The following is a 15,948-nucleotide window of genomic DNA, read 5'->3' on the forward strand; positions in this document are numbered from 1 at the left end:
AAACTGAATGTTTCTCAACAAAAAATAACCCGCTGTTAACAGCGGGCGGAGTGAAACATTATAATTGCGTTGCGTTTTTCATTTTCTGCGTAAATTCCCGCAGTTTCTGACACATAACCGGTACATTATCCAGATTTGCGGCGATGATTTTTACCACGGCAGATCCGGAAATTGCCCCCGCCGCGCCATTTTTCAGTGATTCCTGCACCTGTTCCGGTTCGGAAATTCCGAATCCCTGAACCGGCGGGGCGGCATTCAGTGCGGTCAGTTTGGCGGTCAGATCAGCCAGCGATTTTTCAGCCCGTTTTTCTGTTCCCGTCACACCGGCACGGGAAAGCAGATAAGTATAGCCTTTCCCGGCGGCAGCCAGTGTCTCCAGTAATTTGTCATCTGCATCCGGCGGGCAGATAAAGACCGGCGCGATATTATTGGCCAGCGCGGCATCCCGGAACGGCTGAGATTCATGCAGCGGCACATCGGCGATCAGAACCGAATCCACACCGGCGTTTACCGCGGTTTCATAAAACTGACTGATACCGTTATGGAAGACCAGATTGGCATACATCAGCAGTCCCACCGGCAGCTCCGGATACTTCGCACGGATTTGTGTAATCAGCTCAAAGCAGCGCGCCGGGGTCATACCGGCAGCAAAGGCGCGGAGGTTGGCATCCTGAATCACCGGACCGTCTGCCAGCGGGTCAGAAAACGGAATGCCGATCTCCAGGGCATCGGCACCACCCGCCACCAGAGCATCAATAATTTGCAGGGAAACCTCAGCGGACGGGTCACCCAGAGTGACAAACGGGATAAATGCACCCTGATTGCGGGACTGCAAACGCTGGAAAAGTTGTTCATACCGGCTCATCAGAAATCACCTCTTGCTTTAAAAATGTCATAAACAGTGAAAATGTCTTTGTCTCCGCGACCGGAAATATTAACGATAAGAAGTTGTTCTTTCTCCGGATTTTCGCGGATCATTTTCAGTGCGTGTGCCAGGGCATGGGAGGATTCCAGTGCCGGGATAATCCCTTCCTGACGGCTCAGCGTTTTAAATGCCTCAAGGGCCTCATCATCGGTGGCGGAAACATAATCGGCCCGGCCGATGGCATTCAGATATGCGTGCTGCGGTCCGACAGACGGAAAGTCCAGACCGGCGGAGATGGAGTAAGATTCCTCGATCTGACCATCTTCTGTCTGCATCATCGGTGATTTCATACCGAAGTAGATACCAATACGGCCATGTTTGAGCGGTGCGCCGTGCTCGCCGGTTTCAATACCGTGCCCGGCCGGTTCGACGCCGATCAGCGCGACAGATTCATCCGGAATAAACCCGGCAAATGCGCCGATAGCATTTGAGCCGCCGCCGATACAGGCGATCACCGCATCCGGTAAACGGCCTTCACGGGTGAGGATCTGGGCACGCGCCTCATCACCAATCATGCGCTGGAATTCGCGGACAATGGTCGGGTACGGATGCGGGCCTGCCGCGGTGCCTAATAAATAGTGGGCGCGGTCATAGTTCCCGCTCCAGTCGCGCAGCGCCTCATTACAGGCATCTTTCAGGGTGGCGGAACCGCTGTGCACCGGGATGACTTCCGCGCCCATCAGTCGCATACGGAACACATTCGGGGACTGACGTTCCACATCTTTTGCCCCCATATAAACACGGCATTTCAGCCCGAGCAGCGCACTGGCGAGCGCTGCCGCGACACCGTGCTGACCGGCACCGGTTTCGGCGATAATTTCCGTTTTTCCCATCCGTTTTGCCAGCAGTGCCTGGCCGAGTACCTGGTTGGTTTTGTGGGCACCGCCGTGCAGTAAATCCTCGCGCTTCAGGTACAGTTTGGTTTTGCTGCCTGCCGTCAGGTTTTTGCACAGCGTCAGGGCTGTCGGGCGACCGGCATAGTTTTGCAGCAGGTCGGTAAATTCGCGCTGAAACTCCGGGTCTTCCTGAGCGGCAATAAAGGCATCTTCGAGCTGGTCGAGTGCCGGGATTAAAATCTGCGGTACAAACTGCCCGCCGAATTCACCAAAGTAGGGATTTAATTTACTCATTGTTTCTGATCCTTTTTCTTTTCAGTCGTTAGTCAGGCAACTTGCTGATGTAATTGATTAAATATTTGACGGAGTTTTTCTGCATCTTTAATACCGGGGGCGGACTCCGCGCCGGAGTTAAAATCCAGCCCGGCAGCACCGGAAGCGGCGGCGGAGACACAATTTTCCGCATTCAGCCCGCCCGCGAGGGTAAAGGGCACCGGCAGTGAAGGAGGCAGGGTCTGCCAGTCGAACGTCTGCCCGGTGCCGCCTTTGCCGTTATCCAGCACCAGGCGCACCACGCCGTCCGGAACGGTGATATCCGCACCGTGCGACATATCCAGCGCTTTCCAGATCTCACATTTTGCCGGGAGATGCAGGCGCAGCAGCGCGATATCGTGCTCGTTTTCATCACCGTGTAACTGAACAGCATGCAGTTTCAGGCGGCGGGCAATCGCGGCGATATCTGCCGGGTCGTGGTTACGGAATACGCCGACATACGCCAGCGGTGCTCCGCACATCACCTCCGCTGCCTGTGCTTCATCCACATAACGCGGCGATTTGCTGACAAAAATCAGGCCGCCGAAGGTGGCACCGGCGTCATAGGCGGCGCGGGCATCGTCCGCACGGGTCAGTCCGCAGACTTTGTGTTCGCCGTAAATCAGGCGGCGGATGGCAGTGTCCAGATCAGGCTGCGCCATAATGGCACTGCCGATCAGGAACCCGTCAGCATGGGGACGCAATTCGCGGATATGCTGATGCGTGGTAATGCCGGATTCACTGATAATAATGCGGTCAGCAGGGATGTGCGGGGCAAAATCCGCTGTCCGGCGGCGGTCAATGGAGAGGTCGCGCAAATCGCGGTTATTGATACCGATAACCTGTGCATCAAGGGTAATGGCGCGGTGCAGTTCCTCTTCCGTACTGACTTCCGTCAGCACCCCCATATTGAGGGAATGAGCCAGGGTCGCCAGTGAGTGATAATCCGCATCATTCAGGACAGAGAGCATCAGCAGAATCGCGTCTGCGCCATAGTGGCGGGCGAGATACACCTGATAAGCATCAATAATGAAATCTTTGCATAATACCGGCTGCGTGATCAGCGCGCGCACCTGCCGCAGATAGTCATGTTGTCCCTGAAAATATTTCTCGTCGGTCAGTACCGAGACTGCCGTGGCATACGGCGCATAAGCCGCTGCGATTTCACGGAGATTAAAATCCTGACGGATAAGTCCTTTCGACGGAGAGGCTTTTTTGCACTCCAGAATAAACGCGGTTTCTGCGCTGCGCAGAGCCTGATAAAAATTGCGGTCACTCAGCGGAAGATCATCCGCGAAACTCAGCAGCGGCTCCTGTTTCTTCCGCGCAACCAGGGAGATACGTTTATCATTCACAATCTGTTCTAATACGGTGCCTTTCATGGTTTATCCTCTCGCGGCCAGGGCGGTGACGCGCTCAAAGGCGTTACCACTGCGGATCATTGCCAGCGCATGCTGCGCATTATCCTGTAAGTCTTCGTTATCATTGAGTTTCATCAGCAGGGCGACATTGGCTGCCACGGCGTGACTCTGTGCGGCGGTGCCTTCTCCCTGTAATAACCGCGTCAGTAACTGACGGTTTTCTTCCGGGGTGCCGCCGCGCAGTTCCTGCATGTCATAACCCCGCAGGCCGAAATCGTCTGTGGTCAGGCGGTATTCGCGGATCTCGCCGTTATGCAGCTCAGCAACCTGTGTCGGCGCATGCAGGGAAACCTCATCCATCCCGCCGCTGTGCACCACGGCTGCACGCTGGTAGCCGAGGACTTTCAGCGTTTGTGCAACAGGGCGGATCAGCGCCGGGCTGTATACACCGATCAGGGCAACCGGCGGGCGGGCCGGGTTGATCAGCGGCCCGAGGACATTAAATAAGGTACGGGTTTTCAGCTGCTGACGCACCGGTGCGGCAAAACGGAAACCGTCATGATAGTGCGGGGCAAACAGAAAACAGACGCCGACATCATCCAGCGCGCTGCGGGACACATCCGCCGGGGTATCCAGCGCGATGCCGAAGGCATTCAGTAAATCGGAAGAACCGGTTTTACTCGAAACACTGCGGCTGCCGTGTTTGGCGACTTTTATTCCGCAGGCAGCTGCCACAAAAGCACTGGCTGTGGAGATATTGATGCTGTCGGAAGCATCGCCGCCGGTGCCGACAATATCACTGAAACGATAGTCCGGACGCGGGAAGGCGCGCGCGTTGTTCAGACAGGCCTGGGCAGCACCGGCAATTTCATCCGGCTGTTCGCCGCGCATTTTCATGCTGATCAGCGCTGCCGCCAGCTGAGTTTCACTCAATTCTCCCCGGATTATCGCGGAAAATAATTCCCGGCTTTCCGCCAGGGTCAGTGTTTCACCCCGGTAAAGTTTTTCAAATAATGTTTGCATCTCTCTGTTCCTTAATCTGTTTTTTTATCTGTTATTCAGGTTGAGTTATGCCTGTGCCCACGCCAGGGTATTGGCCAGCAGGGCTGCGCCGTCCGGAGTCAGGACGGATTCGGGATGAAACTGTAAGCCGCAGACTTTGTCCTGTTCATGGCGGACAGCCATGACAATGTTGTCGCTGGTGGCGCACACGGTCAGCGCTTCCGGGATGATTTCTGCTGCCAGTGAGTGATAGCGTGCCACTTTCATCGGGTTCGGCAGACCGGAAAACATAGATTGCTCATCGTGGTGCAACTGGCTGGCTTTACCGTGGAGCACGGCACCGGCGTGGCTGACTTTGCCGCCGTAGGCTTCAACAATCGCCTGATGACCGAGGCAAATACCGATTACCGGGTAACGCCCTCTGACACGGCTCAGTACTTCCGGCTGGCATCCGGCATCTGCTGGTTTTCCCGGACCCGGAGAGAGCACCAGCACCGGGTTTTTCATGGTTTCCAACGCGGAAAGAATAACGTCCGCCGGAACCCGGTTGCGGTAAATCACCACCTGATGCCCCTGAGCACGGAACTGATCGGCCAGGTTATAGGTAAAGGAATCGACATTATCGAGCAGTAAAATATCAGCCATCAGAATGTCTCCTCTGCATGATGGGCGCGGGTGATGGCGTGGATCACCGCGCGGGCCTTGTTGCGGTTTTCGTCGGCTTCCGCCTGCGGGTCGGAATCCAGTACCACGCCGCCGCCGGCCTGCACAGTGGCAATACCGTTTTCGACATAGGCGGAGCGGATCACAATGCAGGTATCAAAGGTGGTATCGCCGCGAAAATAACCCACCGCACCGCCGTAGCTGCCGCGACGGACTTTTTCGGCCTGTGCAATCAGTTCCATCGCACGGACTTTCGGTGCGCCGGTCAACGTGCCCATGTTCATACACGCCTGATAGGCATGAAAAATATCAAGATCATCACGTAATTCACCGGTGACACGGGATACCAGGTGCATCACAAACGCATAGCGATCCACTTTGGTCAGTTCCGCCACACTGCGGCTGCCGGGACGGCAGATACGGGCGAGGTCATTACGGGCCAGATCAACCAGCATAAAATGTTCGGCCAGCTCTTTCTGATCCGTACGCAGATCCAGTTCCAGGCGGCTGTCTTTATCCGCATCCACCGAACCGTCCGCTGACAGGCCGCGCGGGCGGGTACCGGCAATCGGGTAGATTTCAATCTGACGGGTTGCCGGGTCATATTTCAGCGCACTTTCCGGCGATGCGCCGAACAGGGTGAAATCCGCATCCTGCATAAAGAACAGGTACGGGCTCGGGTTACGGGTTTTCAGTTCACGGTAAGCCGCCATCGGCGACGGGCACGGTAACTGAAAACGGCGTGACGGCACGACCTGGAAAATATCACCCTGAACAATAGATTGTTTTAACTGATTAACGATAGTGCAAAAATCGGCATCTGAATGTGACGTTGTCACGCTGATACCCACCGGTGCAACAGTGCCCGATACGGTTACCGGCTGCGCCAGTGCGGTCAGTATCTGCTGATGCTGTTCTGCCAGGCGGGTTTGTTCTGTTGTATCCGTTGTAAAGGTCAACGTAATGAGTTCGCTGGTTTGCTGCTGGTGGTCAATCGTCAGCAGGGTTTCCGCCAGATAAAAACAGTAATCCGGACAGCGGTTGATGCGTTCAACCGGCGGCAGTGCCTCAAAGGCCGCAACCAGGTCGTAACTGAACAGTCCGCCGCAGAACAGCGCGTGACGGTCATCTGCCTGTGACGGCAGGTTCATCAGGGTGCGGAGCACATCAAAGACCGAGGTGGCGCGCAGGCGGGTATCTTCATCCGCATGGGCGGCGGGTGCAGTAAAATGCAGTGCCAGGGTGTTACCGCTGATAGTCCCGGCGGACAGGCGATCCTGCAGTACCGGCAGCAGCGCTGCGCCGTTTGCGGTCAGGGCTTCTGCGGTAACAGTGTGCCCGGTGCAGCGGATGCGCAGTGCGCTGTGCAGCACCAGCATGCTTTTTAAATTGGCTCTGGACGCGATTTCGGCGGATTCTAATAACAGCGTTGCAGGACGCTGTGCGCAAAGCGCGGTGAATACCGCCGCCGGGTCGGGCTGATAAGCCGGATAATCTGTCCGGATGTGTTGTGTGAAAATCGTTCTGTCCATGATTATTACCTTGCTATGTGAATTTTTTGCCATAAAAAAACCCGCCACGGGGGCGGGTTCTGTGCTTTGGTACAGCCGGTTAACTGACATGCACGCACAACCATTCCGCCCGACGGGAAAGATTGCGCCACCAACGATTGTTCAGTTTGTGCATGTTCATGGGATGTCCTCAGTATAAACAGTGATTACAGATAACTCGTTCTGCGTACTAGTTAACTAGATCGCGGTTGGTGTGTCAAGGCTTTTTATGGAATACTGTGCTGCCCGCAAAAAGGCGGGTGATGAAATATCATGAGGACACCTCAGACAAAGCGTTGTCAGAACAGAAGGGAGACGCGATGGAGCCGGAAACTACAGGTCTCGACCTGTCGTGCTATGATTTACACAGCCATACCACTGCGTCAGACGGCATGCTGACACCGGAGCAGTTACTGGACAGAGCCGTTGAGATGGGCGTGACCGTGCTGGCAATTACCGATCACGACACCACGGATGCACTTCCGGCGGCGCATCATTATCAGCAGGCAAATAATTTGCCGCTAAAAGTGATTAATGGTGTTGAAATATCAACACTTTGGGAACATCATGAGATCCATATTGTCGGGCTGAATATTGATATTACCCATCCGGCAATGACAGAATTACTGGCGCAGCAGTCAGCGCGACGCCGGGCACGCGGCATGCTTATCAGTGAACGGCTGGCAAAGGCCGGGATTGAAGGCACCTGGGAAGAGGCGAATGAAATGGCGCAGGGCGGAGAAGTCACCCGCGGACATTTCGCCCGGGTGTTGATTGCCCGTGGCGTGGAACCGACGATTCCGAAGGTGTTCAAACGCTATCTTGCCCGCAACAAAACCGGCTATGTGCCGCCGCAGTGGTGTGATATTCCTGACGCGGTGAAAGCGGTTCATGCCGCAGGCGGACAGGCGGTACTGGCACATCCCGGCCGCTATGGTTTATCCGCCAAGTGGCTTAAACGCCTGTGTGATTTTTTTAAACAGGCAGGCGGGGATGGCATGGAAGTGGCGCAGTGTCAGCAGGCGCCGGATGAGCGCCGGACACTGGCACAGTATGCAATAACTTACGAATTAAAAGCTTCCCAGGGATCCGATTTTCATCAGCCGTGTTCGTGGATAGAACTGGGCCGTAAATTGTGGTTACCGGGTGATGTGATACCAATCTGGCAGGATTGGTCATTGAAGGATTAACAGAGGAAACAACATGGGCCAGATGTTTTATATCCATCCGGATAACCCGCAGGCACGCCTGATCAATCAGAGCGTGGATATTTTTAACAAAGGCGGTGTGGTGATTTACCCGACCGATTCCGGCTATGCCATCGGCTGCCGTCTGGAAGATAAAGACGCATTACAGCGGATCTGCCGTCTGCGTCAGATAGACAGTAACCATAATTTTACCCTGATGTGCCGTGATTTATCGGATATCTCCACCTATGCGCATGTGGATAACACGGTATTCCGTTTGATCAAAAATAATACGCCGGGTAATTACACCTTTATTCTGCGGGCGACGAAAGAAGTACCGCGCCGTCTGATGAGTGAAAAACGCAAAACCATCGGTCTGCGTATTCCGTCGAATCCGATTGCCATGGATTTGCTTGCCGCTATGGGCGAACCGCTGATGTCAGCCAGTCTCATCCTGCCGGGCAATGATTTTGCGGAATCCGATCCGGAAGAAATTAATGATACCCTGGGCAAGCAGGTGGATCTGGTGATCCACGGCGGCTATATCGGTCAGCAACCGACAACGGTAATTGACCTGACTGACGACGTACCGGTTGTGGTGCGTGAAGGAACCGGAGATGTAACGCCGTTCCTGTGATTGCCGTGTGCGTCACATGTGTAAAATGCGTTAGCGCCGTGCATTAACCTGTGTATAATGCTGCGGTTGATTTTTATGACGCCTGTGAAGGCGACAGCAGAGGGTGCTCAATGAGCCAGAAAACAGAAAAGTTACAAAAGGTGTTGGCACATGCAGGGCATGGCTCACGCCGCGAGATTGAAAGTTACATCGAAGCGGGCCGTATCTCCATTGACGGTAAAACCGCCACACTGGGTGACCGTATCGATGTGAATACTAATGCCAAAATCCGCCTCGACGGCCGGGTTTTAGGCATCAAAGATGCACAGAAAAACCCGTGCCGTGTACTGGCGTATTACAAGCCGGAAGGGGAATTATGTACCCGCCACGACCCGGACGGCCGCCCGACGGTTTTCGATCGCCTGCCGCGTATTCAGGGAGCCCGCTGGATTGCGGTCGGCCGCCTGGATGTGAATACCAGTGGTCTGCTGCTGTTCACGACTGACGGGGAACTGGCAAACCGCCTGATGCACCCGAGCCGTGAAGTGGAGCGTGAATATGCGGTCCGCGTCTTCGGTGAAGTGGATGATGCCAAACGTAATCAGCTGCTCAAAGGTGTTCAGCTGGAAGATGGCCCGGCGTCATTCCGTTCGCTGAAATTCAAAGGCGGGGAAGGTATCAACCAGTGGTTTAATGTTTCTCTGACCGAAGGCCGCAACCGCGAAGTCCGCCGGATGTGGGAAGCGGTCGGTGTGCAGGTCAGCCGCCTGATCCGTGTCCGTTACGGCGATATCGATCTGCCGAAAGCGCTGCCGCGCGGCGGATGGGTGGAACTGAATCTGGAAAAAACCAACTATCTGCGTGCGTTGGTGGGACTGCCTGCGGAAACCACCACCAAGGTTTCTGTGGAAAGTGATAAACGCCGGATCAAAGCCAATCAGATCCGCCGTGCGGTAAAACGTCATTCACAAGTCGGCACTACCGCATCAAAACGTCATTCCGGGCGTCCGTCATCAACCCGTCAGGGAACCGGAAATACACAGAAACGCCGTACCGGTAAATAATAATCCGCGTAAAACCGGTATTTTCTGTTATTTCAGCCTGTCTTTGTTCTTATAAACGTTCTGTACCTGCGTACAGGGCGTTTTTTTGTGCAGAGGTCATGCAAATACCCGCAGTGTGGGTTAAAATAATCAAAACCGTATTTCCTGCCGGTGAATGACCGGAAAACAGAGAGATATCTGCGAGGAGATGATTATTGCGATAGCCAGATGCGGTCTGTTAACGCTCATCTTTCTGCTCCCGGGATGTGGTGACAAAACACAGCCCGGCACACCTGAACTGAGCCGGTATTACTACAGTAATATTACCGGGGATGATCTGTTTTTTACGGTAAACGGAAAAAGCTATCACCTTGCACACGGTGCGGAGGGCAGCGTTTATCTGCCGGCCGGCCTCAATAAGCTGGAAACACCGCAGGGACAGCAGATTTCCTTTATGGCTTATCCCGGAAACAGCGGCGGGATCCTCAATCCGTCCCGTGCCCGTTATTATTCCTATACCATTCATGACGGCGATACCCTTTATTCACCGCAATTTAATTCCCGGGTGAAAACATTTAAATTTGACGGTCATTATTATCAGGGGCCGTTACAAACAAGTAATGCCGACGTTATCGATAATAATCTGTTTAAATGCCGGTTTTCTTCCGATGTACCGGATATAAAAGCTGTGCTGGACAGATTTGTTGCCGGGGAAAAAGGAATGATGACAATCTGTATGAATGAAAATGAATTTCGCCGGTTCCTAGAATACAATCCGCGCGGTGTCAGTTTATTACCGGATAATACCGTGATCACCCCGGAACAGGATGCGGATACCGGTAATACTCTCCGCCTGCATGATATCCGGTTTCAGGATCCGGAATTGCGTGAGGGTGCTGAGAAAATCACGGATATTGTGACGGAGTTCCGGCATCAGACCGATGTGACAAAGAAATATGAAATATACAGCCGTTATCATACGGTATTAATGCGGATGGCTAATCGTTATCGTCAGATATTGCTGCAGAGCGATAAAGAGAACGGGACAGATAAAGAAGAGAGCCGGAAATTCAGTGAATTTATGCAGGAAACCGGTGAGATTTTCGGTGCCGGGATTTTACTGCTGCAAACGGATGATGCACTCCCGGCACACTGATATTACTGTTTTTTATTATTCCGCCGGTCCGGCTTTGCGGCCGGGCTGCGCATCATAGCTGATCCCGTTTTTACCGGCACTGTCGTCACACATCACATATAAATAAGTCGGCATAATATCCGCCGGGGTTTTCAGTTTTTCGGAAGCCTCATCCGGAAATGCCCCGGCGCGCATGGCAGTACGGGTACCGCCCGGATTAATACAGTTGACGCGCAGACCGGTCCCTTTATATTCCTCAGCCAGAACCTGCATCATGCCTTCAGTGGCAAATTTGGAGACGGCATAGGCACCCCATCCGGCACGGCCTTCGCGGCCGACACTTGATGATGTGAATACCAGTGAGCTTTGCGGGGATTTCAGCAACAGCGGTAACAGTGCCTGTGTCAGGATAAAGGTGCCGTTAACATTCACCTGCATCACCTCCTGCCATAACGGCACCGGCTGCTCTGTGACCGGGGCGACCACACCCAGAATACCGGCATTGTGCAGCACGCCGTCGAGGCGCGGAAAGTCCTGTGCCAGTGCGGCGGCGAACTGACGGCTTTGCGCTTCTGTCAGTGTCAGCAAATCCTGCTGATAAATGTGCGGTACTGACCCGTAACGCTGTGTTATCTCGTCACGGACGGTCTGTAATTTGGATTCTGTCCTGCCGGTCAGGATCAGTTCCGCGCCGTAGCGGGCATAGGTCAGGGCAGCTTCACGGCCGATCCCGTCACCGGCACCGGTGATCAGTATGATTTTATTTTTCAGTGCATCAGGGGAGGACGGCGAAAAGCGGGATACATCATTATTATGCATGGCAGATAACTCCGGAAAAGCGAATGGACGGGTATCACATACCGGGAAGGCGGTGAACCCGTTTTTATCATACCGTCCTCAGGGCGTGATTGCCATCAAGGGTTACAAAACTAGTTGAGCATTTATCAGATTTTTTAGTTAAAATAGCGCCATTCAATTTAACAGCATTAAGGTGTGCCGGTGGAGTTTCTCTCACAATACGGTTTATTTCTTGCGGAAACCGTAACTATTGTTCTGGCAATCATTGCCATTGTCGTGTTCTTTGTCATGCTCAGCATTCGTAAAGGGCAGTCTCTGGGTAAATTACGTCTGACGGATCTGGGTGAAAATTACCGTGACAGACAGCGTGAAATGCAACATGCCCGCATGAGCGAAGCAGAGCAGAAAGTCTGGAATAAAGCATTTAAAAAACAACAAAAAAACGAAGATAAAAAAGACAAAAGCAACGCCAAAAACGGGCAGACCCGTCTGCGCAAATCCTGCATTTATGTGATCGATTTTAAAGGCAGCCTGGATGCACACGAAGTGGAATCGCTGCGTGAAGAAATCACCATTATTCTGTCTGTGGCTGAACCGGGTCTGGATGAAGTGCTGGTGCGTCTGGAAAGCCCGGGCGGACTGGTGCATGCCTACGGTCTGGCCGCCGCTCAGCTGACCCGTCTGCGTGAGAAAAATATCCGTATCACCATTGCGGTGGATAAAGTCGCGGCCAGCGGGGGTTATATGATGGCGTGTGTGGCGGATAAAATTGTGGCTGCGCCGTTTGCGATTATCGGCTCGATTGGTGTGGTGGCACAGGTGCCTAACATCCATCGTCTGCTGAAGAAAAATGATATTGATGTGGAAATGCATACGGCTGGTCAATATAAACGCACGCTGACATTCATCGGGCAAAATACCGATGAAGGCCGTGAGAAATTCCAGCAGGAGCTGGATGAAACGCACGTTCTGTTCAAAAACTTTGTTTCTCAGAACCGTCCGTCTCTGGACATTGATAAAGTGGCAACCGGTGAACACTGGTACGGTACTCAGGCAAAAGCGCTGGGGTTGGTTGATGATCTGGCAGTCAGTGATGATTTAATTGTTGCCGCAATCCCTGACCACGAAGTCATTCAGGTGCGTTATTTCCGCCGTAAGCGTCTTATCGATAAAATCACCCAGAGTGTGATGATGAGTGCTGACCGCCTTATTCTCCGCTGGTGGCAGCGCGGGAATGGCCCGGTCGGGAAATAACCGTCGCAATATAAATAACGGCAGCCCGGGCTGCCGTTATTCTTTGCGGATTATTATTATCCTGCCGGTGATGATTCCGGCATCCGCCGGTTAATCCGCCAGATGATATTGTTCTGACAGAACGTGAGCAAGATGTTTAAACATATTAAAGACGGCTGCACTTTTGAGTGTCGGCAGGCCCTGGTCGTCTAAAAAGTATTCACCTTTAAAAACCAATACGCCGGATTTCTGTTCAACATCATCAGCCTGCATACCTTCCAGAAAATCTTCATGTTCCTGTATGATTTTATTGGCTTTTTCTAATAACTCTTGTTTGCTGATGGCGATGGTTTCTTTTTGCATTCTGTGAACTCCTTTGAAAAATAATTTGTTGCGCATCACTATTTATCAGGTAGAGTGTGAACTTTTCAAGAGCCCCGCAACGTGGCGGGAAGACTATTTGCGTAATACACTCCGGTGACGGCGATATTAAAAATACATCATTTCCTGACAGATGTTTTGAGTTGAAACAAAGCATTAGTATAAAAAGAGTTGATCTATTACGAAAGTGCCTCAATATAAAAGGCAGTGTATTTAACGCAAAAATTGGCGTTTTTATAATCGCCCCGAAAATTTAGGTAATGATAATTATGGGTAAAGCTCTTGTCATCGTGGAGTCCCCGGCAAAAGCCAAAACGATTAACAAGTATCTCGGCAAAGACTACGTGGTGAAATCCAGCGTCGGTCATATCCGGGATCTGCCGACGAGTGGTTCAGCGAGCCGTAAACCCGCTGCTGCAGGCGATAAAACGAAAAAAGTTAAAAAAGACGAACGCACAGCGCTGGTCAGCCGGATGGGCGTTGACCCGTACCACGGCTGGGAAGCGGATTATCAGATTCTGCCGGGCAAAGAAAAGGTTGTGTCTGAATTACAGCATCTGGCTGCCGATGCATCACACATCTATCTCGCAACGGACCTTGACCGCGAAGGGGAAGCCATTGCATGGCACCTGCGGGAAGTGATCGGCGGTGATGACAGCCGTTTCAGCCGGGTGGTGTTTAACGAAATCACCAAAAATGCGATAAGCCAGGCATTTGAACAGCCGGGCGAACTGAATATTGACCGGGTGAATGCCCAGCAGGCGCGCCGCTTTATGGATCGCGTGGTGGGTTACATGGTTTCTCCGCTGCTGTGGAAGAAAATTGCCCGTGGTTTATCCGCCGGTCGTGTGCAGTCTGTCGCGGTGCGTCTGATTGTTGAACGTGAACGTGAAATTAAAGCGTTTGTGCCGGAAGAGTACTGGCAGATCCATGCACTGTTGTCTGATAAAAAAGATCAGCTGCGCATGGAAGTCGTACAGGAAAACGGAAAAACGTTCAAAGCAGTTAATGAAAAACAGGCGCATGCTGCTGTCAGCAAGTTACAGGCCGCCACGTTTAAAATTATTGACCGCGAAGATCGCCCGACCTCCAGCAAGCCGGGGGCGCCGTTTATTACCTCCACGCTCCAGCAGGCCGCCAGTACACGCCTGAGCTTTGGTGTGAAGAAAACCATGATGATGGCACAGCGTCTCTATGAGGCCGGTCACATCACCTATATGCGTACCGATTCCACCAACCTGAGCCAGGATGCCATTACGATGGCGCGTGACTATATTACTGAGAATTTCGGTAATAAATATTTGCCTGCCTCAGCGAATCTGTACAGCAACAAAGAGAATTCCCAGGAAGCGCACGAAGCTATCCGTCCGTCTGATATCGCTGTTACGGAAGAGATGCTCAAGGATATGGAGCCGGATGCGCGCCGTCTGTATCAGCTGATCTGGCGTCAGTTTGTCGCGTGTCAGATGACACCGGCAAAATACGATTCCACCACACTGATCGCGGAAGCGGGTGACTTTATACTGAAAGCTAAAGGACGCACACTGCGTTTCGATGGCTGGACCAAAGTGATGCCTGCACTGCGTAAGAATGATGATGATAATACGCTGCCTGCGATTGCGCCGGGTACAGTCATGACGCGCGAAGCGATTGAACCTGTACAGCACTTTACCAAGCCGCCTGCACGTTTCAGTGAGGCATCGCTGGTCAAAGAGCTGGAAAAACGCGGTATTGGTCGTCCGTCCACTTATGCGTCAATTATTTCCACTATTCAGGATCGCGGTTATGTGAAAGTGGAAAACCGCCGTTTCTATGCCGAGAAAATGGGTGAAATTGTCACCGATCGCCTCGAAGAAACCTTTGCGGAACTGATGAACTACGACTTTACCGCGCGGATGGAAAATCAGCTTGACCATATCGCTAACAATGAAGCGAAATGGAAATCCGTGCTGGATGAATTCTTTGCCGATTTCAGCAAGCAGCTGGATAACGCGGGCAAAGATCCGGAAGAAGGCGGCATGCGGACGAACCCGATGGTTATCACCTCGATCATCTGTCCGACCTGTTCCCGTCCGATGGGGATCCGTACCGCCTCCACCGGGGTATTCCTGGGCTGTTCCGGTTATGCGCTGCCGCCGAAAGAACGCTGCAAGCAGACTATCAACCTGATCCCGGAACACGAAATCCTCAATATCCTTGAAGGGGATGATGCGGAAACCAACGCACTGCGTGCCCGCCGCCGCTGCCCGAAATGCGGCACGGCGATGGACAGCTACCTGATTGACACCGGCCGTAAACTGCATGTCTGCGGTAACAACCCGGAATGTGAAGGGTACGAAGTTGAAGAGGGCGAATTCCGCATTAAAGGGTATGACGGCCCGGTCGTTGAGTGTGAAAAATGCGGCTCTGAGATGCACCTGAAAATGGGACGTTTCGGTAAATATATGGGCTGCACTAACGATGAGTGTAAAAACACCCGTAAAATTCTGCGTAACGGCGAAGTGGCTCCGCCGAAAGAAGATCCGGTACCGTTACCGGAGCTGCCGTGCGAGAAGTCAGATGCGTACTTTGTACTGCGTGATGGTGCAGCGGGGATTTTCCTGGCGGCACATAACTTCCCGAAATCACGGGAAACCCGCGCACCGCAGGTGGCAGAACTGGTTCGCTTTAAAGATCGTCTGTCTGAGAAAATGCGTTATCTGGCGGAAGCGCCGGTGGCAGATCCGGACGGTAACCCGACCACGGTCCGCTGGAGCCGCAAAACCAAACAGCAGTATGTGGCATCTGATAAAGACGGCAAAGCAACCGGCTGGTCTGCATTCTATATCGACGGTAAATGGGTTGAAAAATCCAAATAATTTGTCGTTATAATATCGGCGGTAAGGTAACAGTAAAAACCGGTCAGG

The 15,948-nt window shown here is 52.9% G+C and carries 12 protein-coding genes and 1 pseudogene; 6 read left to right on the top strand and 7 right to left on the bottom strand.

The genetic code is table 11. From position 1 onward, the window contains the following. Positions 1-58: 58 nt before the first annotated feature. From trpA to N7387_RS07810, 5 genes and pseudogenes are all read right to left on the bottom strand, one after another. Positions 59-865 carry a tryptophan synthase subunit alpha gene (gene trpA / locus N7387_RS07790; RefSeq protein ID WP_279798090.1) on the bottom strand — a complete coding sequence of 269 codons (807 nt, stop codon included), beginning with the start codon at positions 863-865 and terminating at the stop codon, positions 59-61. Then, positions 865-2,055 (bottom strand): tryptophan synthase subunit beta, encoded by a 1,191-nt coding sequence (trpB, locus tag N7387_RS07795; protein WP_045138752.1) that lies wholly within the window; start codon positions 2,053-2,055, stop codon positions 865-867. Before trpB ends, trpA begins: the two co-directional genes overlap by 1 nt. A gap of 32 nt (positions 2,056-2,087) precedes the next feature. Further along, positions 2,088-3,455 (bottom strand): bifunctional indole-3-glycerol-phosphate synthase TrpC/phosphoribosylanthranilate isomerase TrpF, encoded by a 1,368-nt coding sequence (gene trpCF, locus N7387_RS07800; RefSeq protein WP_279798094.1) that lies wholly within the window; start codon positions 3,453-3,455, stop codon positions 2,088-2,090. A gap of 3 nt (positions 3,456-3,458) precedes the next feature. After that, positions 3,459-5,081: pseudogene (trpD, locus tag N7387_RS07805) on the bottom strand (bifunctional anthranilate synthase glutamate amidotransferase component TrpG/anthranilate phosphoribosyltransferase TrpD). Beyond that, positions 5,081-6,631, bottom strand: coding sequence for an anthranilate synthase component 1 (locus N7387_RS07810; RefSeq protein WP_279798095.1), 1,551 nt, complete (start codon positions 6,629-6,631; stop codon positions 5,081-5,083). The pseudogene trpD and the gene N7387_RS07810 overlap by 1 nt, the downstream one beginning before the upstream one ends. 338 nt (positions 6,632-6,969) lie before the next feature. Between N7387_RS07810 and N7387_RS07815 the strand changes: the two genes are divergently transcribed. From N7387_RS07815 to N7387_RS07830, 4 genes are all read left to right on the top strand, one after another. Next, positions 6,970-7,839: a PHP domain-containing protein gene (locus N7387_RS07815; RefSeq protein ID WP_262859475.1), complete on the top strand. Its 870-nt coding sequence runs from the start codon at positions 6,970-6,972 to the stop codon at positions 7,837-7,839. 13 nt (positions 7,840-7,852) lie between these two features. Continuing rightward, positions 7,853-8,473, top strand: a complete 621-nt coding sequence (locus tag N7387_RS07820; RefSeq protein WP_025153121.1) for an L-threonylcarbamoyladenylate synthase — start codon at positions 7,853-7,855, stop codon at positions 8,471-8,473. Between the two features lie 110 nt (positions 8,474-8,583). Beyond that, positions 8,584-9,516 carry a 23S rRNA pseudouridine(2605) synthase RluB gene (gene rluB / locus N7387_RS07825; RefSeq protein ID WP_262859399.1) on the top strand — a complete coding sequence of 311 codons (933 nt, stop codon included), beginning with the start codon at positions 8,584-8,586 and terminating at the stop codon, positions 9,514-9,516. 154 nt (positions 9,517-9,670) lie between these two features. Continuing rightward, positions 9,671-10,651, top strand: coding sequence for a hypothetical protein (locus N7387_RS07830; RefSeq protein ID WP_279798097.1), 981 nt, complete (start codon positions 9,671-9,673; stop codon positions 10,649-10,651). Positions 10,652-10,666: 15 nt separating this feature from the next. On the opposite strand, the gene N7387_RS07835 is transcribed toward N7387_RS07830, so the two are convergent. Beyond that, positions 10,667-11,449: a YciK family oxidoreductase gene (locus N7387_RS07835; RefSeq protein WP_279798098.1), complete on the bottom strand. Its 783-nt coding sequence runs from the start codon at positions 11,447-11,449 to the stop codon at positions 10,667-10,669. 180 nt (positions 11,450-11,629) lie between these two features. Here N7387_RS07835 and sohB point away from each other — a divergent pair, with 180 nt between their 5' ends. Next, positions 11,630-12,682 carry a protease SohB gene (gene sohB, locus N7387_RS07840; protein WP_262859396.1) on the top strand — a complete coding sequence of 351 codons (1,053 nt, stop codon included), beginning with the start codon at positions 11,630-11,632 and terminating at the stop codon, positions 12,680-12,682. A 90-nt stretch (positions 12,683-12,772) separates the two neighbouring features. On the opposite strand, the gene N7387_RS07845 is transcribed toward sohB, so the two are convergent. After that, complete coding sequence (locus N7387_RS07845) at positions 12,773-13,024, bottom strand: YciN family protein (RefSeq protein ID WP_015422731.1); 252 nt, start codon at positions 13,022-13,024, stop codon at positions 12,773-12,775. Between the two features lie 287 nt (positions 13,025-13,311). On the opposite strand from N7387_RS07845, the gene topA reads away from it, so the two are divergent. After that, positions 13,312-15,900 carry a type I DNA topoisomerase gene (gene topA, locus N7387_RS07850; protein ID WP_262864705.1) on the top strand — a complete coding sequence of 863 codons (2,589 nt, stop codon included), beginning with the start codon at positions 13,312-13,314 and terminating at the stop codon, positions 15,898-15,900. Positions 15,901-15,948 lie beyond the last annotated feature (48 nt).

The sequence above is a fragment of the Morganella sp. GD04133 genome, from assembly GCF_029835375.1.
In the GTDB taxonomy this organism is placed as follows: domain Bacteria; phylum Pseudomonadota; class Gammaproteobacteria; order Enterobacterales; family Enterobacteriaceae; genus Morganella; species Morganella morganii_B.

Bases quoted from the DNA above. Each gene is read 5' to 3' on its own strand.
- trpA (WP_279798090.1), bottom strand. From the start codon at position 865: ATGAGCCGGTATGAACAACTTTTCCAGCGTTTGCAGTCCCGCAATCAG.
- N7387_RS07845 (WP_015422731.1), bottom strand. From the start codon at position 13,024: ATGCAAAAAGAAACCATCGCCATCAGCAAACAAGAGTTATTAGAAAAA.
- N7387_RS07830 (WP_279798097.1), top strand. From the start codon at position 9,671: ATGACCGGAAAACAGAGAGATATCTGCGAGGAGATGATTATTGCGATA.
- trpB (WP_045138752.1), bottom strand. From the start codon at position 2,055: ATGAGTAAATTAAATCCCTACTTTGGTGAATTCGGCGGGCAGTTTGTA.
- rluB (WP_262859399.1), top strand. From the start codon at position 8,584: ATGAGCCAGAAAACAGAAAAGTTACAAAAGGTGTTGGCACATGCAGGG.
- N7387_RS07820 (WP_025153121.1), top strand. From the start codon at position 7,853: ATGGGCCAGATGTTTTATATCCATCCGGATAACCCGCAGGCACGCCTG.
- N7387_RS07835 (WP_279798098.1), bottom strand. From the start codon at position 11,449: ATGCATAATAATGATGTATCCCGCTTTTCGCCGTCCTCCCCTGATGCA.
- N7387_RS07815 (WP_262859475.1), top strand. From the start codon at position 6,970: ATGGAGCCGGAAACTACAGGTCTCGACCTGTCGTGCTATGATTTACAC.
- trpCF (WP_279798094.1), bottom strand. From the start codon at position 3,455: ATGAAAGGCACCGTATTAGAACAGATTGTGAATGATAAACGTATCTCC.
- topA (WP_262864705.1), top strand. From the start codon at position 13,312: ATGGGTAAAGCTCTTGTCATCGTGGAGTCCCCGGCAAAAGCCAAAACG.
- N7387_RS07810 (WP_279798095.1), bottom strand. From the start codon at position 6,631: ATGGACAGAACGATTTTCACACAACACATCCGGACAGATTATCCGGCT.